Origin of the sequence: Methylocaldum sp. GT1BB, from assembly GCF_051027545.1 — a bacterium.
In the GTDB taxonomy this organism is placed as follows: domain Bacteria; phylum Pseudomonadota; class Gammaproteobacteria; order Methylococcales; family Methylococcaceae; genus Methylocaldum.
This window is the reverse complement of sequence record NZ_CP194902.1, coordinates 30595-50065: the sequence shown is the minus strand read 5'-3', so window position 1 is coordinate 50065 and position 19471 is coordinate 30595. Positions and strand designations below refer to the sequence as shown.

Annotated in this window: 17 protein-coding genes and 1 pseudogene; 6 read left to right on the top strand and 12 right to left on the bottom strand. The window is 58.9% G+C overall.

Annotated elements, in window-relative coordinates:
- The 12 genes from ACR2TX_RS01440 to ACR2TX_RS01385 form a co-directional block, all read right to left on the bottom strand.
- On the bottom strand, positions 1 to 438 hold the full coding sequence (locus ACR2TX_RS01440; RefSeq protein WP_086132817.1) for a response regulator: 438 nt from the start codon (positions 436 to 438) through the stop codon (positions 1 to 3).
- A complete protein-coding gene (locus ACR2TX_RS01435) occupies positions 435 to 2147 on the bottom strand; it encodes a PAS domain S-box protein (protein WP_077731646.1) in 1713 nt (570 codons plus the stop codon). The genes ACR2TX_RS01440 and ACR2TX_RS01435 overlap by 4 nt, the downstream gene beginning before the upstream one ends.
- Positions 2148 to 3096: 949 nt before the next feature.
- Positions 3097 to 3636 carry an IS630 family transposase gene (locus tag ACR2TX_RS01430; protein ID WP_156881976.1) on the bottom strand — a complete coding sequence of 180 codons (540 nt, stop codon included), beginning with the start codon at positions 3634 to 3636 and terminating at the stop codon, positions 3097 to 3099.
- Entirely contained in the window at positions 3633 to 4154 is a 522-nt protein-coding gene (locus tag ACR2TX_RS01425; RefSeq protein WP_434130815.1) for a helix-turn-helix domain-containing protein, read from the bottom strand. The genes ACR2TX_RS01430 and ACR2TX_RS01425 overlap by 4 nt, the downstream gene beginning before the upstream one ends.
- Positions 4155 to 4244: 90 nt before the next feature.
- Complete coding sequence (locus tag ACR2TX_RS01420) at positions 4245 to 5240, bottom strand: hypothetical protein (RefSeq protein WP_077731647.1); 996 nt, start codon at positions 5238 to 5240, stop codon at positions 4245 to 4247.
- Positions 5237 to 5536 (bottom strand): 3-hydroxyacyl-ACP dehydratase FabZ family protein, encoded by a 300-nt coding sequence (locus ACR2TX_RS01415; protein WP_077731648.1) that lies wholly within the window; start codon positions 5534 to 5536, stop codon positions 5237 to 5239. Before ACR2TX_RS01415 ends, ACR2TX_RS01420 begins: the two co-directional genes overlap by 4 nt.
- A 40-nt stretch (positions 5537 to 5576) precedes the next feature.
- Entirely contained in the window at positions 5577 to 6218 is a 642-nt protein-coding gene (locus ACR2TX_RS01410; RefSeq protein ID WP_347258467.1) for a hypothetical protein, read from the bottom strand.
- Between the two features lie 3 nt (positions 6219 to 6221).
- Entirely contained in the window at positions 6222 to 6491 is a 270-nt protein-coding gene (locus ACR2TX_RS01405; RefSeq protein ID WP_240502592.1) for a phosphopantetheine-binding protein, read from the bottom strand.
- Positions 6492 to 6544: 53 nt separating this feature from the next.
- Positions 6545 to 7597 (bottom strand): hypothetical protein, encoded by a 1053-nt coding sequence (locus tag ACR2TX_RS01400; protein WP_077731650.1) that lies wholly within the window; start codon positions 7595 to 7597, stop codon positions 6545 to 6547.
- Positions 7598 to 7638: 41 nt separating this feature from the next.
- Positions 7639 to 8919, bottom strand: a complete 1281-nt coding sequence (locus ACR2TX_RS01395; protein WP_086132813.1) for an NAD(P)/FAD-dependent oxidoreductase — start codon at positions 8917 to 8919, stop codon at positions 7639 to 7641.
- A gap of 153 nt (positions 8920 to 9072) precedes the next feature.
- Positions 9073 to 10281 (bottom strand): SAM-dependent methyltransferase, encoded by a 1209-nt coding sequence (locus ACR2TX_RS01390; protein ID WP_086132812.1) that lies wholly within the window; start codon positions 10279 to 10281, stop codon positions 9073 to 9075.
- A 490-nt stretch (positions 10282 to 10771) separates the two neighbouring features.
- Complete coding sequence (locus tag ACR2TX_RS01385; RefSeq protein WP_077731653.1) at positions 10772 to 11557, bottom strand: peptidase; 786 nt, start codon at positions 11555 to 11557, stop codon at positions 10772 to 10774.
- 454 nt (positions 11558 to 12011) lie between these two features.
- On the opposite strand from ACR2TX_RS01385, the gene ACR2TX_RS01380 reads away from it, so the two are divergent.
- From ACR2TX_RS01380 to ACR2TX_RS01355, 6 genes and pseudogenes are all read left to right on the top strand, one after another.
- The gene (locus ACR2TX_RS01380; protein WP_434132387.1) at positions 12012 to 13472 is read left to right on the top strand and encodes a circularly permuted type 2 ATP-grasp protein; all 1461 of its coding nucleotides are present in this window, start codon (positions 12012 to 12014) and stop codon (positions 13470 to 13472) included.
- Positions 13457 to 14434 carry an alpha-E domain-containing protein gene (locus ACR2TX_RS01375; protein WP_077731655.1) on the top strand — a complete coding sequence of 326 codons (978 nt, stop codon included), beginning with the start codon at positions 13457 to 13459 and terminating at the stop codon, positions 14432 to 14434. The genes ACR2TX_RS01380 and ACR2TX_RS01375 overlap by 16 nt, the downstream gene beginning before the upstream one ends.
- A gap of 15 nt (positions 14435 to 14449) precedes the next feature.
- On the top strand, positions 14450 to 15679 hold the full coding sequence (locus ACR2TX_RS01370; protein WP_077731656.1) for a hypothetical protein: 1230 nt from the start codon (positions 14450 to 14452) through the stop codon (positions 15677 to 15679).
- A 350-nt stretch (positions 15680 to 16029) separates the two neighbouring features.
- Entirely contained in the window at positions 16030 to 16524 is a 495-nt protein-coding gene (locus ACR2TX_RS01365) for a YchJ family protein (protein ID WP_077731657.1), read from the top strand.
- Between the two features lie 435 nt (positions 16525 to 16959).
- Complete coding sequence (locus tag ACR2TX_RS01360; protein ID WP_077731659.1) at positions 16960 to 17901, top strand: Kazal-type serine protease inhibitor family protein; 942 nt, start codon at positions 16960 to 16962, stop codon at positions 17899 to 17901.
- 213 nt (positions 17902 to 18114) lie between these two features.
- Positions 18115 to 19319: pseudogene (locus tag ACR2TX_RS01355) on the top strand (zinc-dependent alcohol dehydrogenase).
- Positions 19320 to 19471 lie beyond the last annotated feature (152 nt).

The following is a 19471-nucleotide window of genomic DNA, read 5'->3' as shown; positions in this document are numbered from 1 at the left end:
TCAACCCCATGGCGGTTCGTTCGTGGCTAGCCAGTAAACCCCGAGGCGCGCCACCGTTTCTGCGAATTCGGTGAAATCCAGGGGCTTGCGGACGAAACTATTGGCACCGTGTTCGTAGCTGCCCAAGCGGTCTCTCTCCTCGTCGGAGGACGTGAGGATGACCACCGGCACCAGACGGGTACGCGGATCGGCACGCAGCCGTTCCAGCACTTCCAGACCTCCGATTCTGGGCAGGTTGAGATCCAGCAAAACCACCGTGGGCAAGTCGGGACCTTCGCGTGTCGCGAATTCGCCCTCCCGGAACACATAATCCAGCGCCTGCTGGCCATCGCGTACCACGTCCACCTGATTGGCCAGATTGACCCTGCGCAGCGCGCGCAGGGTCAGCATCTCGTCCTGAGCGTTGTCCTCCACCAGCAGAATCGTCTTGGCTTTCATCGAATTTCCTCGTCTCCGCGGCCCACGGCCGGTAGCGAAAAACGGAAGGTAGCGCCCTGGCCCGGAGCAGAAACGGCGTCAATCGTGCCACCGTGACGATGAACGATGCGCTGGACCGTGGCCAGGCCTATGCCCAGACCCGGAAATTCCTCTTGCCGGTGCAGCCGCTGGAACGGCTGAAACAGTTTGCCGGCGTGGGCCATGTCAAAACCGGCGCCATTGTCTGCCACATAAAATCGCCGATACTCGCCTTCAGAGGCTTGCTCGGCATACACCCGGATCATCGGCGTATCGGTGCCGGCGGTGTATTTCCAGGCGTTGCCGATGAGATTTCTCAGAACCACTTCGATCATTCGAACATCGCCCCGAGCGAAAAGGCCCGGTTCTACGCACCATTCCACCCGGCGGGCCGGTTCCACCCGAGTCAACTCGGCGAGGATGCGTTCCGCAAGCGCGGAAAGATCCACCGGGTCACGCCCCAACTCACCGCGGGTGCAGCGCGAAAGCTGGAGCAGGCCGTCGATCAGTTCGCCCATGCGACGACTGGCGAGCATGATTTGATCCAGATAGACGCGGGCTTCGCCTTCCAGGCGCTCGCCGTAATCCTCCATCAAGGCCTGGCTGAATCCGCTCATAGCCCTAAGAGGCGCGCGGAGGTCGTGAGAGACGGCGTAGGCGAAACTCTCCAACTCCTGGTTGGCGGCCTGGAGTTCGGCCGTACGCTCCTCGACCCGTCGCTCCAGATCGGCATTGAGGAGGCGGATTTCTTCCTCGGCCCGCTTGCGCAGGGTGATATCGACGACACTGACGATCACATGGAGCTCCCCGCCAATGGCCACCGGCCCCAAGCTCACCTCGCAGGGAAACTCTTCCCCGTCGGCCCGGACAGCGTGCAGATCGCGGCCCTTGCCCATGGCGCGCGGCTCCGGATGGCGGAAATACTCCGAAGCGAGCATCTGATGACGAACATGAAAACGTTCGGGTATAAGGACGTCCATCGGACGTCCGATCAGCTTTTCGGACGGGCAGCGGAAGAGCTCGGCGGCACGCCCGTTCGCTTGGACGATTTGTCCGCCGCTATCGACGACGAGCATGGCCAAAGGCGAGGTATCGAAAATCAGCTGGGCTCGCGCCTCGCTTTCGCGCTGTGCCGCCTCGGCCGTGTCCTTGGCCCGGGCATAAATCTCCGCTTCCATCCGCAAAACTTGTTCACGCAGCGACTCGGTGAGCCGGCTCTGCTCGATTCCCTGCTGTTTGAGCCGGACGAGTTCGGTGACGTCCTCCACTCGGTGGATGATGTAGGCGACCGAGCCGTCCGCGCTCAGCACGGGGGAGTTGAATGGGCTCCAGTAGCGCACGGCAAACCCGCCGCCTTCCTCCTCTGGTATACGGATATCGTATTTCTGCACCGCCATGACATCCGCCGTACGGTTCCGCAGCACACGCTGCAGGGAGGCTCTCAAGTTGCGTACGCCAGTGGCGTCAGGGTCCTCGGGGTTGTCCGGGAAGACCTCGAAAATATCGCGGCCGATAATCTCCTTCCGTTGCGTCATCGTGGCACGCGCATAGGAGTCGCTGACGGCTGCGATACGGAGGTCCGGAGTCAGCACAAGATAAAGGCCCGGCGCAGATTCGAATAAGACCCGGAAGTCCGGATCGTCGATTGGAATGCGAGTTAACGGCTGCGAAGCGTCTGGCTCGGCGTTCATATCGCTGATCGGATCAAGCCTGGCCTATTTCGGTTGTCCGGCTGCGGAAAAGCATAGCCTTCGGCGGCACGCGGCAGAGCCAAATTGTTATCGTTCATTGTTATTCTTTATAGTCGTTCATTGTGCCGTCGGCGCCAGCGTTCTCTCCGCTATCGCCGTCGAACAGTCGTTGTCCCAACCCATAACGCAGCACCAAGCGTTACCACGGGCTGCGCCAATCATATTCCCGACCTTACCGTAGAGAAACATGGCGTGCTATCACGTTTGACGTAGCGACCAGCCCGCGGCTTTCCAAGCTGTCCGCTCCCGGCTTCTCGCGTCTGCTCGACAAAAACCGAATCGGCGCTTTCCGTTAAAGAACTATAAAAATAGTAGGAAATTTCGCGCAACGTGAATTGTTATCTTGACAGAGAAAAATTCTACTGGAGGGTTTTGTGCCGGCACATCATCCGCGGAAGAGATTCCTCAGGCGCTCGAAGATTTGATATGGCATCGGCTTGGCGGTTCGAGTGACGCGGCGTCGCCGTGCTGTCCGTCATTTCACCGGCGAGCGCTGCGCAGCTAGTGCATTTTTAAACCTACTGTACGAGCACTGGCGAGTAGGTCGGGAATCCCTCCCAATCGCAAACGTCGCTTTAGTCGCGACCTTCCAATCGCAAACGGTCATCCCAGGAGCGCTGGGATGACCGTTTGCGATTGGAGCGCCGAAGCCGCCCTTCCCGACGCCATGCTCCGGCCGAGCGTCTTTGTCGGCAAGGGATTGCCGACCTACGATCGTGCATCCCCGTAGATCGGGAGTCCTTTCGCGACGCCACGGCCCGGCCGAGCGTCTTCGCCGGCAAGGGATTGCCGACGAATGCTTGAATCGGTTCACCCGAGCCGAAGGCGCCAACGAGTTCCGCCAAGCCTGTTTTGCCGTACGAGCGAGATGAAGACGCTCTAAGTACATTCATGAAACTTTTACGGCATAGGAACCGATAATCGAGAGCACCAGCTGTGGAGAGCGGTTGTGACGGTCGAAGAACTCGCGGGCGGCTTGGAGCAAGGCGGCTACCGTCTCGAAGAGTTCGCAATGGGTCACTTCGCGGCGGAAATGGCGCCACAGCATCTCGATCGGGTTGAGCCAAGGGCTATAGGTCGGCAAGTACAGCAGGACCAGTCGCCCGGCGGCTCCGCGCACGACCGCTTCGATCTCGTCGTCTTGATGCGTGTCGGCATTGTCCCACGCGACGTAAATCGTCCCCGTGGGATGCTGGTCCACTATGGCTTGCAGCAGTTCGGCCACCTCCCGACGGCGCTTGTGTCGTTTGAATAAGACCACGGTTTCACCGGTATGGTAATTCACCGCTCCCAACCCATAGCGCTTCTTAGGCTGACCTGGGGTCGGAATCATAATTTGCTGGCCTACCGGGCTCCACAACGCCGTCAAGGTAGGCAGCCAACTGAGGTTAAACTCGTCGGCGTAGTAAAACACATCGCCCGGTTTCAAGTGATCACGGGTGTCTTCGACCGCTTTTTTTTCACCGCATAGTCTGGATCAGGGCTGCTGATCTTATGCTGCGGACGACTGAGCACAATCCCTTCGCGCTTCAAGGTTTGGCGCAGGGTTTCCAGAGCGATGCGAATCCCGGTTTGCTCGGCCAGGTAATCCACCAGCCGTTGCAGGGTCCATATGGAAAACGGCAGGTCCAAACTGCGCGGACGGCGCCGTACCGCCGCCACCAGGGCGGCCCGATACGCCGCCGTCACTTTGGCTTGCCGTCCCGCTCGCGGCGCATCTTTCAGCCCGTCCACGCCTTCGCTCTGATGCCGTTTCAGCCACCGCACCACGGTGTCCTCGCTCTCCCGCACGATCCCCGCGATCTCCAGCGCTTTGAGACCCCGCTCGGCCGAGAGCAAGACCATCTGGGCACGAGTTCGGAGTCGTGGGTCCTTGGTCTTTCGATACAGGGTGTCTAACTCACTCTGTTGCGCTTTGCCCAACGGGGGGATCAGGATGGCTTTCATGCCACCAGTGTACGCCCTTTCCGCAGAACTTTATGGGATGTACTTAGTGCAAGATCTTCGGTTCGACCGTCTGAGCGGGGCTGGATCGAATTATGAAGCCGGAGAGCCACGATTGGCGGATGCTCGACGAGGTTCAAAATTCCGGGTCATTTCGGGACTTAAGGCATCGGACATACGCTGCTCGTCCGTGCTGTCGCTCTTATCCCAAAAATCATAAAAATTGAACCAATTGTAAGGCGCCTGGCGGCAGTAATGTTCCAGCCGGTCGGCGTAGTGCTGCATGAACGCCCGGATTTTTTCGTCGCGGTTTTTCCGGGAACACTCGATGCGCTCGGCCAGCAGCTCAAAGTGTACGTCGTAATCGGCGCCGCCTTTGTGGAGACAAAAGAACAGAATCACCGGAGCCTTGAACAAGTTCGCCAGCAGCACTGGCGCCGCCGGGAACCAGGCGTCCTCGCCGAGAAACCGGCACAGGACGCGCTTCTCCCCGTGTACGCTGCGGTCTCCGAGCAAGGCGACCACGCCGCCGTTAGCGATGTGCTCATCCAGCCCCAGAAGGGCGCTCGCCGTGCCTACGGGGATGATGTCCTTGAACAGATCCGGGTTCAGCGTCCTGAAAATGGCATTGATCTTGGGGGAATTTTCGCCGTAAACCAGCGCCTTGACGGAAAGCCCCCTGTGCCTCAGCCCGAGGCCGCGGAGGATTTCGAAGCTGCCGACATGGGCGCCGACCAGGAGGAATCCCTGTTTGTCCGCTATCAGCCGCTCCAGCAGATCGAATCCGTGCATCCGGATTTGAAAGAATTCGTCCCGCTCGGCGAACACGAACACCCTGTCGAGCAGAGCTTCGGCGAAAGTGTGATAGTGGCGGAACAACTCCCGGCCCGACGGTGGTCTACCGAAGATGCGTGTCAGATAGGCAGCGGAAGCTTGCCGCGCGCGGTCGGCGAAAATCAGAAAATACGCCGTGATGGGGTAGAGCAGGGCGCGGGCGATCGGCCGCCCGAGCCGCAGGGCGATCCAGACGATCGTTCGCAGCCAGAAGCCGGTGCTGCGCTCTTTTTGATTAATCCAGCTGCGGCTCATGGTGCGACTGAGGTGAACAGTAGACGCCCTTGCGCGATGCGCCGGTCGCCCGAGAAGCAGTCGAATTTCACCGATTTTTCTCCCGCATCATCGAATTGCACCCGGCACGGTTCGCCCGGACGGAGCACCGAGAGAAATTTCGCGGCAGGAATGCCGGCGAGGCGAAAGCCTGGATGGCCCGCCAGCCAGAGACAGGCGATCTCGTCCAGAATCACTACGCCGGGCACCACCGGATTGCCCGGAAAATGACCGGGCAGGGCAGGGTGGTCTGATGAAACGGTAAAGTGTGCCTCCATCGGTCTGGTTGTCGTTCGAGTTCGCCCGGCGGAATTCCGGTCAGTTCTTGGGAGCCGAGATTACGCCCGAGCGGGCGATGGTCGCGATCAAGTGGAGGATGGACGGATGGCTGTGATGCCGGTAGCGGATGCGCCGGTAGATGTACTCGGTGATGAAAAACGCGCCGACGAAGAAATAATTCACGGTGTTGGTGAATAGGAGAAAGGTTTTCACCGGAGCGAACAAGGCCAGCAACACCGATTCCAGAACCAACAGGCAGAAAAAGATCGCCCAGGCCCAGGTGAGATTGCGAGTGTAAATCCGCAAATCGTCGGGCAGCACACCCCGCCGCTCCAGCCGGGCAAAGCGTGTAATCAGCGGTTCCCGTCCCGGAGTCAGCGTCGTCAGGAATAGGCTTGCGAGTATCAGGCCGATGCCGACGGGCGAAAAATAGATCATCGCGTCCGGCCTCAGGTAAAAGAGCGGCGCGCAGAGGCCGATGCCCACCGCGAAAGGCCAAAGGCGGCCTATCATGCTCGACCGGCCTTCGCCCGATAAGCGCATTGCGATCAAGATGGCCGTGAAGAGAAGAAAGTCGACGAATCCAAGCCAGACCGGCGAGATGTCCGAACGGACGGCGGCAAAGGAAAAAACCGGAAAGAGCGCCGCCAGGCACACGGTTAAAGCCGGTTTGATCCCCATACCTTATTTCGAACGCCGCTTTTCGATGGTGCTGGCCAGCGCCCGGAGCGAAGAGAAAATGTTAGTGACGTCCGGATCGTCCGATTTGATCTGAAGTCCGTATTTTTTGGAGATAACCAGGGAGAGTTCGAGCAGGTCTATGGAATCGAGTCCCAACCCGTCCCGGTACAGAGGTTTTTCCGGCTCGATGTGCTCGGGAATGGCTTCGAGATTCAACGATTCGACGATCATCCGTGCCAGTTCCAGTTCCATCGGGGTCAGTTGCGTGGTCATAAGCTATTGATATTCGACAGTTAGATCATTAAGGCCGATCGCCTTGGACCGGATTACGGACGGGGCAATCGAATAATGCCTTCGATTTCCAGCAAAAGGTCTCTGCGGCAAATATCGCCTTGTAGAAAGATAACCGGGCATGAAGGATTCAGGGTTTCCGCGAGCAGTCGCTTCGCGATGCCGAAATGTTCGTGATGGCGTATATAAACTTTCAACATGCTGTCTGGCCCCAATTCTTCGAGCTTGATTCGGGACTGGCCCAGCTCGTTTAGTACGGCCTGAATGTTGCTCAGCGTTTCCCGCAATTGCCCGGCCGCATCCTCGTGATGCAGGGTTTCGTGCCCTACGATGCTCGCGGTTCCCGACAGATAAAGCTGGCGTTCACCGCCGAACTCCGTCAGCGTCGCGCGCGAAAACGACGGGCTGCGCGGTCCGTATTGTAACGGATATCGATAGGCGCTCACCTGGCGCGGATTCTCGATCTGGCGTCCCGGGACGCGGGAGGCGATGAAATAGATCCGCAGCCCTTCTGCCCCGGTCCCGATCGCGCTGGCGGCGGGCAAATCCCGGTCGAACACATAATCGGCTTCGGCGAAGGCTTGGTGCCGCCCCAGGCAAAAGCGCTGATAGTTTTCGAGCCCAAGGTATTCGCCGTTGATCCGCGGAAGATAGTTCCACATGCGGATGAGATGGGTATAGCCGGAGACGCGGATCAGATCCAGTATCCGGCAGTACGTCCGGTAAGTCCGGGCTTCCACCGAATCCTGCTCCTGGTCGGGTAAATAAAAGCAGCCGAACAGAATATCGCCGTTGCAGGCGTAGCGTATCCCCTGATGTTCTCCGTAGCGTGCCGGCTGTGGGCTGAGCCAGACTTCGCAAAGCTTTTGTTCGTCCAAGCTGCTCATGGGCAGCGTCAGGACCGGGTACGGCGTGTCTGTACCGGATTCGGAAAAGCCATCGAAGCCGATGATTCCGAGCACGGAGGCTGGCTTCGTGTTCGTCAGACCGCTCAGGGCTTCGGCAGGAAACAGGGTGAGATAAACGGGCGGATCAAGCCTGGCGGAACGCTGTTGCGTAACGCCTAGGCTCGGATCGAAAGAGCCCATTCGTGCTGGCAAATTCATGTCGGGCGTATATGAGACGAGCTTCAGGATGCGATGTTTTGGCGTCTGCGCTTATGGGCCGCGTAGTTATTGATCGGGTCGAACAGGCTTTTCAAATAATAAATAACCTTGAACATCAAGAGTTTGGGCGCGATCGGGGTGTTCCGGAACAGGTCGCCGGCAAGCAGCGAAATGACGCCTTCCTTGATACGGAACCGGTTGTGAGGATGGATGATCAAGTCCCGCATGGCGGGTGTGGTGATGCGGTAGATGAACCAGGAAAACGTCTTCAGCCCGCGGCGCACCGATTTTTCGTACTGCTTGAGGCGTTTTTCCGCGGTTTTCGGCTCGCGCAGGATGCCGTCCACGGTCTCCGCGCCGGACATCGCGCCGTACAGCGCGAGATGGACGCCGCTGGAAAATACCGGATCGATAAAGGCGAAAGCATCGCCGATCAACAAGTAATTCTTGCCCCTCATCCGTTTGGAAGCGTACGAATAATTGCCGGTCGCGGTTACGGGCGATACCAGCCGGGCGTTTTTCAGGCGAGCTTGCACCGGCGGGCATAAGGCGATGGTGTCGAACAGGAATTGTTCGACCGGTGTCTGGCGGCCTTTCAGATAATAAGGCCAGCAGACGGCGCCAACGCTCATCAGGTCCCCCTTGAGCGGGATCATCCAAAACCAGCCGTGATCGAACCAGTAAATGCTGATATTGCCTTCGTCCCGGCCGCTTCTGCGCTCGGCTCCTTCGAAATGGCCGAAAACAGCCGCGCTGCTGTGTTTCTTGTTGCGCTCCTTGGTGCCGAGCCTGTCGGCCAAAAAGGTGTCGCGGCCCGATGCATCGACCAGGAAGCGCGGTTGCCAGACATGCTCCGCGCCGTTTTCACCGGTCGCCCTGACTTTATCCACGCGGCCTTCGTGGAATTCCACCGAAGTCACGCGGCAGCCCTCGCGAACGTCCGCGCCCTTGGCGGCGGCGTTTTTCAAGAGGATATGATCGAACTCCGCCCGCTTGACCTCGAAGGCATAGGGATGAGTTTTGTCCAGAGCCTCGCCGAACTGAAAGTCGGAGCACTTGCCGTGGTAGATGGAATCGAATTCGGCGGCGTACTTGCGAAGACCGATCTTCTCGACCTCATTCAGCACGCCCAGCCGTTCCAGGTAAGGAAGACTCAAAGGCAGCAGGGATTCGCCGATGTGAAACCTCGGATGTCGATCCTTTTCGGCCAGAACGACGCGCCAATTCTTTTCCGCCAGCAACGCCGCAATCGACGATCCGGCCGGTCCTCCCCCGATGACCAGCACATCGCATGATTCGCTCATATGAGAATTCTTGAGTTGATAAGTCAGCCCCCGAGGCCGATAAGGATAATCGGCAAGATTCGTGCTGCCAAGCCACGTTTGCAGAAGACAGGCGGCGCAGACCCGCCCGGCCGCCGGCGCGGCCGGGATCGGCCGATCAGGGACGCGCCTTTCTCAATGATCCGTCACGAGGTAGTTCCGGGTGATCGGTACGGCTCCATGCCGCTTCGCCAGCTGAAGTTGAAAAACCACCATATCGCGCCAGCGGAACGAGCCTTCGCATACCGCCAGATAAAATTCCCACATGCGGGCGAAGCGTTCTCCCATCCGCTCGACCACTTCGGCTCTATGGTTCTGGAAACGCCGAAACCATTCGCGAAGGGTATATGCATAATGCAGCCGCAACACCTCCAGGTCGGTCAGAATCAGGCCCGAGCGCTGCATTGCCGGCGACACGTCGGAAAGCAAAGGGATATAACTGCCCGGAAAAATGTGGCGCTTTATCCATGGGTTGGCAGGGCCATCCTTGTTGGTGGCGCCGATGGTATGGAGCAGTGCTATGCCGTCGGGTTTCAGCAGTTTCGCCATTTGCCGGAAGAAAGCCGGATAGTGTCGGGCTCCGACATGTTCGAACATTCCGACGCTGACGATCCGGTCATATTCTCCGGTGTGCTTCCGGTAATCTCGAAGATGGAAGCGAACCTGATCTTGAAGTCCGAGTCGTTCGGCATCGGCTTGCGCCACTCGGAGTTGCTCCCTGGAGAGCGTTACGCCGGTTACTTCGACGCCGGCTTCTTGCGCGAGGTAAACGGCTAAGCCTCCCCAGCCGCTGCCGATATCGAGGACCTGCATTCCGGGCTGTAGACGCAGCTTTCGGGCGATGAGCCGGCATTTGGCGAGTTGCGCCTCTTCGAGCGTCTGCTCGGGCGTTTCGAAATAAGCGCAGGAATAAAACAGGCGTTCATCCAGAAACCGTCGGAACAGCCATTCGTCGAGATTGTAATGATGGCTCACATTCCGGTAACTGCGGGCGATGGCGTTACCCGTTCTAACAAGCGGGTGCAACCATCGGCGGACATGCAGATAGGGTGCGGGTCCCGGTTCGGAGAAATTCCGCATCATGACCTCCATGAACGCCGGCAACGCCTCGGAGGATCCCACGTTCCAACCGCCTTCGAGATAGGTTTCGCCCAATTGAAGTTCCGGATCCCACAAGAGACGGAGCAGGGCCGAGGGGTCTAGAACATTCCAGTGCGCTTCCGGCTGCCCGGTTCCGAAGCGGCGGCTCGGACCGCCTGTAACGTGAAGATGGAGAGAGCCTTCCCGGATATGCCGGTCCAATAGTCCGGTTACGGTCTGATGCAGTATTTTTTCCAGTGCCATCGGTTTTCACTCCTTGTTCACCGCGGTACGAAAAGCCTACCCGGATAGGATATAGCCAAAAACAATGTTCCGATTCGTGTTTCCGGCGTAGGGCGGGTTGGGAGAGCATCGCAAGGGAACCGAAAAGTTCCTTTGGGACACCTCGAAAAATCTACTGCGCGACTCGATTGCTGCGTTGCGCGGTGCGCGGAATCCTCATGTACTCCATGTACACTCCGGTTCCTGTGCTCCGGGCGCCTAGCACTCGGGGCGCTCGCGACGGTTTTTCGAGGTGTCCTTTGGTGTTTCCACGCGCCGTCGTCCACCGGGCAAGGCCGCGGAATCAGTGAGTTAGGCGCGCGGAGAGTCCGGCAGCGACGGCATGGTTCGTAGCAGTGCGCGTCTAATCCACCCTATATCTGAGTGAGACAAAACGGGAAGCGACAGATGCCGAACCGCTGGAACCGGGTACGCGCCAATCGGCATCGTTCAGCGAAAAGCCTGTTCGTTTCTATAGATCGAGTTGCTGCTTGAGCAGGGCGAGCTTAAAGTCGGCAGTTTGCGATTCGGCGTTTTCCCAGGGGAAATTCGGCAGATTTTCCAGAGCGAGAATCAACCCCTCGTTCCATTTCTCGGAAAGCTGCCGGGCGAAAGGATCATCCTCGGTGAGGAACAGCCGGCGGCCTTCGGTCAGGCTGTCTCGCTCGTAGATCAACAATTCCACCGGCGGGCCGACGGTCACGTTGCTGCGTATGGTGGAGTTCATGGAGACCAGGGCGCATCGGGCGGCCCGCTCCAGGCCGATGTCCCGCTTGATGATGCGGTCCAGGATGGGCTTGCCGTATTTGGTTTCGCCGATTTGCAGGAAGGGATGTTCCCCCGATTCGTGAATGTAATTGCCCTGCGGGTAAATCATGAAGGTCTCGGGCGGGCTATGGCCCAGCTGGCCGCCGAAGATGAAGGTGGCCTCGAAGCTGGTGTTGGCGGTATCGCGGCTAGCCTGCTGGCGCTGTAGCTGGGTGCTGATCATGCCGACGTAATCCGCGGCTTCGCACATGTTGGTCGCCGTCATCAGATTGGGTACCCAGGCCTGCTCGACATCGCGATACATCTTTTTCACCACCGCCTGGGTGGTGGCGAGATTGCCGGCGGAGAGCAAGACAAAAACCCGCTCTCCCGGCCACACGAAGGTGTGCATTTTCGAATAGGTGCCGATGCTGTCCATTCCGGCATTGGTGCGGGAATCGGAGCAGAACACCAGGCCGCGTTCCACGTTGATCGAAAGGCAATACGTCATGGCAATGTCAGAATGGACTCAGTGTATGGGTATTCGATCGATTCTATCGTCAGACGTTTCAGGAAGAAATCGTTTAGTACTACAGCTTCAGTAGATCGGGAATCCCTTCCCAACCCTGAGTCGGCAAAGGATTGCCGACCTGCTTTCCCGTTGCTGACCTTTTTCCGCACGCGAAAACCATTCTTGCTCAGGGATCATCGATCAACCGTCATACTAAGGCTGACAAGGCGTTAGTACTACAACTCCGGTAGAGATGGAGCGCCCGAACACCACGCCAGATCACGGAACGCACCACAACAGCGCGGGGCGCTTGCAACCGTGCACCTTATTCGCTTTGTCAGGGAATCGACGCAGACGGCGAAACGCTTGCTTGCCCGGTGGCGCGCCGTAGCGCTCGTCTGTGCCATTGGCACGGAGGATGCTTCGTCGGAAACGTCAACATCATCGTTCGCTCATGAACATTTCCCACGACTACCGCAACAGCGAAGCCTACGACGAACTCCTGGAACCGGGCGGCCAGCCTCGGTGCGCCGCCCGGGCTCTGTTCCGTTATCTGAACTCTCTTCAGCCGGGAGAATTGGAAGCCCGCCGGCAGTCGGTGGATGCGGCCATCATGACGATGGGCATCACGTTTACCGTGTACAGCGAGGCCGGGAACATCGACCGGGCCTGGCCTTTCGACATCATCCCCCGGGTCATGGCGAAAAGCGAATGGATGCGGATCGAGGAGGGGCTGAAGCAACGGCTTACGGCTCTGAATTTGTTCATCAACGATCTTTATAACGAGCAGCGCATCGTCAAGGACGGCGTTTTTCCGCTGGAAGTGATCGCGGGTTCGCGCAACTTCCGCCCGCAGTGCCTAGGTATCACGCCCCGTTTTGGCGTATGGGCCCATGTGTGCGGTACCGATTTGGTGCGCGACAAGGACGGCACGGTCTACGTGCTGGAGGACAATCTCCGGGTGCCGTCGGGCGTGTCTTATATGTTGGAAAACCGACAATTGACGAAGCGCCTGTTTCCCGAATTTTTTCAGGGTTGCGATATCTTGCCGGTCGATGACTACCCGGTTCAGCTCTACGATGCGCTGGCGGCTCTTTCTCCGAGGGATGGCGAGAGGCCGGTGGTGGCCGTGCTGACTCCGGGAATTTTCAACTCGGCTTATTTCGAACACAGCTATCTGGCGCAGCAGATGGGCGCCTTCCTGGTGGAAGGCTCGGATTTGATGGTGGATGCGGATGACCGGGTCTACATGAAGACCGTTTCCGGCCCCAGGCGGGTCGATGTGATCTACCGCCGCATCGACGACGATTTTCTGGATCCGGAGGCCTTCCGTCCGGGCTCGGCGCTCGGCGTTCCGGGTCTCATGCGCGCCTGGCGCAACGGCAAGGTCGGCATTGCCAATGCGCCCGGCTCCGGTGTGGCGGACGACAAGGTCGTATACACCTACGTGCCGAAAATCATCCGCTATTACCTCGATCAGGACCCGATCATTCCCAACGTGCCGAGCTACCTCTGCATGGACGAAAAAGAACGGGCCTATGTGCTGGCCAACCTGGACAAATTGGTGGTCAAGCCGGCCAACGAGTCGGGCGGCTACGGCATGATCATAGGCCCTAGGGCCAGCCGCGAGGAACGTGCGGCGTTCGCCGAGCTGATCCGGGCCAATCCGCGCAATTACATGGCGCAGCCGACGCTCAGCATCTCCACCGCGCCGACTCTGGTCGGCGATTGCCTCGCTCCCCGCCACCTGGATCTTCGGCCTTTCATACTGCAATCCAGCCGGCTCTACGCCACCACCGGCGGACTGACGCGAGTGGCGCTGAAAGCGGGGTCCCTGGTCGTGAATTCATCGCAGGGCGGGGGCAGCAAAGATACCTGGATCGTCGACACGGAGGACGCATGCTATCCCGCGTAGCCGAGAACTTGTATTGGATGGCCCGTTATCTGGAGCGGGCCGAGAATACCGCACGCCTGATCAACACCACGACCGATGTGCTGCTGGATCTCCCCAAAGGCGCCTCGTTCGGCTGGGATATCCTGCTCAAGTTGGTCGGTCTGGACGAACTCTTCGAAGAGCATTACCGAGAGGCGAACGAATCCAATATCCTGCGCTTCCTGATCCAGGACGAGCGCAACCCGAGCGCCATCGTATCCAGCATCCGCCGCGCCCGCGAGAACAGCCGCACATTCCGGGAAATCCTTCCCAAGGAATTTTGGGAGCGGGTAAACGGGCTTTATCTCTATGTCCAAGGATTCGCGTCCAGCGCGGCGCAAAATCGGGCGCAGCGTTACGAAGTCCTCAATCACATCATCGAGCGCAACCAATCGCTGGCCGGCTTGCTGATCAGTTGCATGAGCCACGACCTGGTTTATGAATTCATCAGGCTGGGGAGAAACATCGAGCGCGCCGACATGACCACGCGCATCGCGGATATCAACGCGGCCGTGCTGCTCCCGCGGCAAGGCGGCGCGTTGGAGCCTTTGCAGGAGCGGTTGTGGATGAGCGTGCTCAAGGCCCTGAGCGCTTACCAAATGTACCGCCGTCACGTGGACGTGCATGTGCGCGGCCACGCCGTGCTGAATTATCTGCTGCTCGATCCCCATTTTCCGCGGACCGTCCGTCACTGCCTCTCGGAAATCGAGGAGTGTCTGGCCATGCTGCCGAACCACAAGGAGGTCATGAAAGTGACTCGCCGGACTTGGCGGCGGCTCACGGGCCTGCGCTGGGAAGGCTTGGCGCCTGCCGTTCTGCACGAGTACTTGGATCAGGTCCAAACCGACTTGGGCGCCATTCATGTGGCGGTGTCGAATCAGTATTTCTATTTCTATATGCGACAGCAACAGACTACCTCGACAGTACGGGTAGTCAATGAATAGGGAGTAGCGACCGTGATGTCTTCGCTCGATTTTCCCCGTCATGGAGACAAGGCGAACTCGCCGTTTTTCGAGGAGTTCCTGGTCAAACTGCTGGAGCAGCGCGATAGGATCGGGCTTACCGAGCTGATCCATCAGGTGGATGCCATGATGATCGCGGTCGAGCCTGGGCACTCGGTTCCCTATGTGGGCGAGCTGTGCCTGATGACGCCTTATCATTATCTCGCGACGATCGAATCGGAACGCCATTACACCCATGTGCTCCGCATCGACCTGAACGCTCCCGACGTTCTGATCCGCGAAGTCAAGGACCCCGAGACGCGAGGCATTTTCCGAAGCCTCAACGAGCTATACCCGATCGGCGCGCACAAGCCGAATTCGCGCTACATGGGCGAAGTGTTTCGGGTGACCGATGTGAACGAAGTGGTGGCATTGCAGAAGTCTAGGGATGTCCGCTTCTTCAATCGGGATCAGATCCAGAAGCTGGAAATGCCCGACGACATGGCCATCGTCAAGCCGTCGCCCTATACCCACAACATCGTCGGCTATTGGGAGCGGTCGGAAGCGGACACCCGTGTTTATGCCCCGAGTCGGAGCACCATTCGCGACGACGTTCAAAGGGCCTACCTGGAGGCGAAGGAAGCTCAGGTCAAACTGGGGCTGGAAGCGCTGCTCCTGCCCATCGACCATCTCGCCACCCGCATCTATAGCCAGAACCGGGAAGCCGCCATCCTCGAATGGCTGACCTTGACCAGTTATTACTACTGGGGCTCTTACGACATCGTTTCCCAGAATTCCTCGACCAACGTCACCAAGAGCGTGCATTACTCGAACGAGCTGGAATGTCCCGCCAAGGTGTTCACGGCCGCGAATCATCCCTATTTCGTCAACCACCTGCTCAAGCTGCCGTCGCCCACCGAAGCCTTCGTCCGCAACTACGGGCCGAGGCTCCATCATCTTGCGGTTGCGGTCCGGGACGGCGAAACCGAAGGGAAGGCCAACATCGATTACGTGGTGGGCACGCTGCGGGACTGCGGCAAGGAATTCCTGCTCGACGTCATCGGCTCCAGGGAGGAAGGGCTCAAGCAAATCTTCTCCAGCGCCTCGGAATATTCCTCCCTGATCGTGGAATACGTGCAACGCTTCGGCGACTTCCAGGGGTTCTTCACCAAGGACAACGTGGCCGAGCTGACTCATGCCGCCGGGGTGGAAGAAAACTTGCGCGCTTTGGAGACCGAGGTCGTTTAATCGCGGCGTAAGAATGCGGCCGGTTTCGCGCTTGCCCTGGCGCGCAGATCGGCGGTCGGTCAGTGCTGATGTGCGCCTAACCCACCCTACGAAAATGAATGCCTGATTGAAAGCGATTTGGATTCAGCCGCTTTAGAATCGCCTTTCCATCATTCAAGTTACAGGTCGACAATCCTCTGCCGACGAAGCTGTCCGGGCTCGTGTTATCGCGTTCGTGAGGGAACAGGCCGTAATGACGTCCCCGTGTTAGAATCGGCCCTCGACAATTCGAGCCGAAACGAACTTCGGCGCACCGCTCGTCGACCTTCAGCCGATCAACCCGCACTCTGCAGAATCCTGTGAATACTCCTATGACTTGCCCCTGCGGCTCCGAAAAGCCTTTCGATCAATGTTGCGGCCCTTATCTGGCGGGACAATCCGCTGCGCCCACCGCTGAAGCCTTGATGCGCTCGCGGTTTACCGCTTTCCAACTGCGCGATGCCGATTATCTCAGGGAGAGCTGGGACCCCGGCAAGCGGCCGGCATCTTTGGACTTCGAAGGCGACACCCGCACCTGGTCCCGTCTAGAGATCGTCGGAACCATAGGTGGCGGCGAAAACGACGATAGAGGCGTCGTGGAATTCAAAGCCCAGTTCGAGTTGGGAGACGACACCTATCTGATCCATGAAGTCAGCCGGTTTCACCGGGTGGCGGGACGATGGGTCTATCTGGACGGCACCATCAATTATCACGGCAAAATCGCCCACAAGGGCGAAATCCTTCGCAATGCGCCGTGCCCCTGCGGCAGCGGTAAAAAATACAAGAAATGCTGCGGCGGTTCGGCCAAACGTTCGGGCGGGGCATAGCGCCCGTCGTGCGCTAGCGACGCAGCACGGCCATTCCGATAGCGTTTCCGCCCCTAATCGCGGCGAAAATGTAGGCTATGGCAATTCCATCATTTCCCTGCGGCATCTCACGCCCTTTATCCACGCGCGTTTCGGCAAGTGCTGCAACAACTGGCGTTGCGCATGGCATATGAATTGCAATTTATATTTCGGCGGCCGGTGAGTGATCGGCAGGATGCCACCAATCAACATCCACTCATCGGACCGCACCATTCAGCGTCTCCGATTCTCTCCCCTCCCTCTCTGGACCGGGTGTCGCCGAGAATGGCGACACCTTTTCTTTTGTCCCGGTTTATCGTGCCTTCGTGCGGCTTTCTTCCGGATTCGTGATATTTCCTCGATGCCTTGATACGATCGGTATCGCGGACATCGAATCGAACGGAAGGAGGATCAGGAATGATCAAAGAGCTGGCTCTATGGCTGACGATCATAGGTCTCTGGGAAAGCAGTCCGATCTATGGAGACGAAGGCCGCTACTTCAAGGTTGCTCGCCAAGATCCAAGACAGTGCGTTGCACCAACGTGCGACAAGGTTTTCGTTAAGGAAGTCAACAAACCGCGAACGCGCTGCGCCGACGGGATTTGGCGCCGGGAATGCTATGTCGGCGCGATAGACTTTTCCGAGACGGGAGGCGTGCCGCAACAAAACGAGGACTTCAAGAAGGAGTTCGTTTTGGGGCGCGGGCTGGTGCGCGGAATTCTCGAGAGGCGTGCGACCGATTCCAACAGAGAAGACAGCGTTCTGGTCGTGCACGAAACATGGCGGGCCCAGGCACGGGCATCTCCCGCGGGCGCTCTGTACCGGGTGAGGGATGTCGATGGCCCTTGTCCGACCGAGCCCTGCGAGCACATCGAGGAAGAGCGGCTGAATACGCTGACCAAGGCTCTGATTGCCGAGGTCGACCTGCTCGCATCCGCCGCCGATCCGGAGAAGGTCAATGCCGGATATCAGGCTCTCAAGCAGGGGAGCATACTGGTGGCCGGCACTCATCAGGCCGTGACCGGCCCGGCCGGTACGAGCAAGTCCCTCATCGCGAGCGAATTCTACCTGATGGAATCCCCGGCGCCGGTGACCGGCCAAGCCTGCGGCGGAACGACAGGGGCACGGTGTCCGCCCGGCCAATACTGCGAGATCGGAACTCCCAATGCATGCGGTTCGACCAGCATATCGGGAACCTGCGAGGTTCCGCCCGAAATCTGCACGACCGAGCACAATCCCGTCTGCGGATGCGACGGCGAAACCTACAGCAACGATTGCGCACGCCGCCGCGCCCAGGTTCAGCTCGATCACGCCGGCCCCTGCGCGAAACCGGCCGGGGCGCCGACTTCCAAGCGTTAGGGAGGTTTCGATTCATTTGCCGCCCGATCTGTGCGAATGTCTCGGCGGCGCAAGTCGGCGGGAACTGCGGCGAAACTCGATCATCAAACCAAAAATCAACGGGCGGGTATTTCGCGGGGAAAAACAGGCTTTTAGGCCAGGGGAAGAGTCCCGATCGGGCGCTGGGATTTGGTGCGGCGCCCCGAAACCACCAGGTGAAGACCGGAGGCAAAAATGAAGGGAGTCGTTTTTCACGGAATCGGCGATATTCGTCTGGAAGATATCCCCGAGCCGCATATCGAAGATCCTACAGACGCTATTTTGCGAATCACCGCCAGCGCGATTTGCGGAACCGATCTGCACATGGTGCGCGGCACCTTGGGCGGGCTCAAACCCGGCACCGTACTGGGACACGAGGCCGTCGGCGTCGTCGAATCTCTGGGATCGAACGTTCGGAATCTCAGGGAAGGCGATCGGGTGGTGGTGCCGTCGACCGTTGCCTGCGGCTATTGCTCCTATTGCCGAGCGGGCTACTACGCCCAGTGCGACAACGCCAATCCCAACGGTCTTCTGGGCGGCACGACCTTTTTCGGCGGTCCGGCGATCGCCGGCGGCCTGAACGGATTGCAGGCGGAAAAGGCGCGCATCCCGTTCGCCAATGTCGGGCTGGTCAAGCTGCCGGACGACATCACCGACGATGAGGCCATACTCATCTCGGACATTCTGCCGACGGCGTACTTCGGCGCGGAACTGGCGGAGATCAAGCCCGGCGATACCGTAGCCGTCTTCGGGTGCGGACCGGTCGGGCAATTCTCAATCACTTGCGCCAAGCTTCAGGGCGCCGGCCGGGTCCTGGCTGTGGACAACGAACCCTCTCGTCTCGAGATGGCACGCAATCAGGGTGCGGAGGTCATCAATTTCGATCTCGAAGATCCGGTGCAGACTATCCGCGATCTGACCGGCGGGATCGGCGTGGACCGCGCCATCGATGCGGTGGGCGTGGTGCCGAGCGTCCCCATCATGGGCCGGCCGCGCAAAAGGCCGATGAGCAAAAGGCCCAGTTCGACCAGGAACTGAACGAAATCGCGCCGGAAGCCCAGCAGGCCGGGATTCGCTGGCATCATGGCGACAGCCCGTCCCTGGTTTTGACCTGGGCCGTTCAGGCTCTGGCCAAGGCCGGAACATTGTCGATCATCGGCGTTTATCCGCCATCCGACCGTTTCTTCCCGATCGGCATGGCGATGAACAAGAATCTCACCCTGAAGATGGGGAACTGCAATCATCGCCAGTACATCCCCATGCTGATCGACCTGGTTCGGAGCGGAGTCATCGATCCGACCGAGATCCTGACCCAAACCGAGCCTTTGACTTCAGTCATCGAAGCCTATCAGGCATTCGACGAGCATCGACCCGGCTGGCTGAAGGTCGAACTGGTTTGAGGTTCACGGGCGGGTTTTATATCCCATACGGCATTACACCTTCCGTAACTCAAGGCATCCGAATTGATTCCCTCTGCCGGTCCACTCTCATACTCGTGATAGAGAGATTGATGTTTTAAGGAAGCTCTGAACAAGTGGAATCCGTTCATGCC

What these genes read in the sequence shown, in the direction of transcription:
- ACR2TX_RS01440 (WP_086132817.1), bottom strand. Translation starts at nt 438, where the DNA reads ATGAAAGCCAAGACGATTCTGCTGGTGGAGGACAACGCTCAGGACGAG.
- ACR2TX_RS01435 (WP_077731646.1), bottom strand. Translation starts at nt 2,147, where the DNA reads ATGAACGCCGAGCCAGACGCTTCGCAGCCGTTAACTCGCATTCCAATC.
- ACR2TX_RS01425 (WP_434130815.1), bottom strand. Translation starts at nt 4,154, where the DNA reads ATGAAAGCCATCCTGATCCCCCCGTTGGGCAAAGCGCAACAGAGTGAG.
- ACR2TX_RS01420 (WP_077731647.1), bottom strand. Translation starts at nt 5,240, where the DNA reads ATGAGCCGCAGCTGGATTAATCAAAAAGAGCGCAGCACCGGCTTCTGG.
- ACR2TX_RS01415 (WP_077731648.1), bottom strand. Translation starts at nt 5,536, where the DNA reads ATGGAGGCACACTTTACCGTTTCATCAGACCACCCTGCCCTGCCCGGT.
- ACR2TX_RS01410 (WP_347258467.1), bottom strand. Translation starts at nt 6,218, where the DNA reads ATGGGGATCAAACCGGCTTTAACCGTGTGCCTGGCGGCGCTCTTTCCG.
- ACR2TX_RS01405 (WP_240502592.1), bottom strand. Translation starts at nt 6,491, where the DNA reads ATGACCACGCAACTGACCCCGATGGAACTGGAACTGGCACGGATGATC.
- ACR2TX_RS01400 (WP_077731650.1), bottom strand. Translation starts at nt 7,597, where the DNA reads ATGGGCTCTTTCGATCCGAGCCTAGGCGTTACGCAACAGCGTTCCGCC.
- ACR2TX_RS01395 (WP_086132813.1), bottom strand. Translation starts at nt 8,919, where the DNA reads ATGAGCGAATCATGCGATGTGCTGGTCATCGGGGGAGGACCGGCCGGA.
- ACR2TX_RS01390 (WP_086132812.1), bottom strand. Translation starts at nt 10,281, where the DNA reads ATGGCACTGGAAAAAATACTGCATCAGACCGTAACCGGACTATTGGAC.
- ACR2TX_RS01385 (WP_077731653.1), bottom strand. Translation starts at nt 11,557, where the DNA reads ATGACGTATTGCCTTTCGATCAACGTGGAACGCGGCCTGGTGTTCTGC.
- ACR2TX_RS01380 (WP_434132387.1), top strand. Translation starts at nt 12,012, where the DNA reads ATGAACATTTCCCACGACTACCGCAACAGCGAAGCCTACGACGAACTC.
- ACR2TX_RS01375 (WP_077731655.1), top strand. Translation starts at nt 13,457, where the DNA reads ATGCTATCCCGCGTAGCCGAGAACTTGTATTGGATGGCCCGTTATCTG.
- ACR2TX_RS01370 (WP_077731656.1), top strand. Translation starts at nt 14,450, where the DNA reads ATGTCTTCGCTCGATTTTCCCCGTCATGGAGACAAGGCGAACTCGCCG.
- ACR2TX_RS01365 (WP_077731657.1), top strand. Translation starts at nt 16,030, where the DNA reads ATGACTTGCCCCTGCGGCTCCGAAAAGCCTTTCGATCAATGTTGCGGC.
- ACR2TX_RS01360 (WP_077731659.1), top strand. Translation starts at nt 16,960, where the DNA reads ATGATCAAAGAGCTGGCTCTATGGCTGACGATCATAGGTCTCTGGGAA.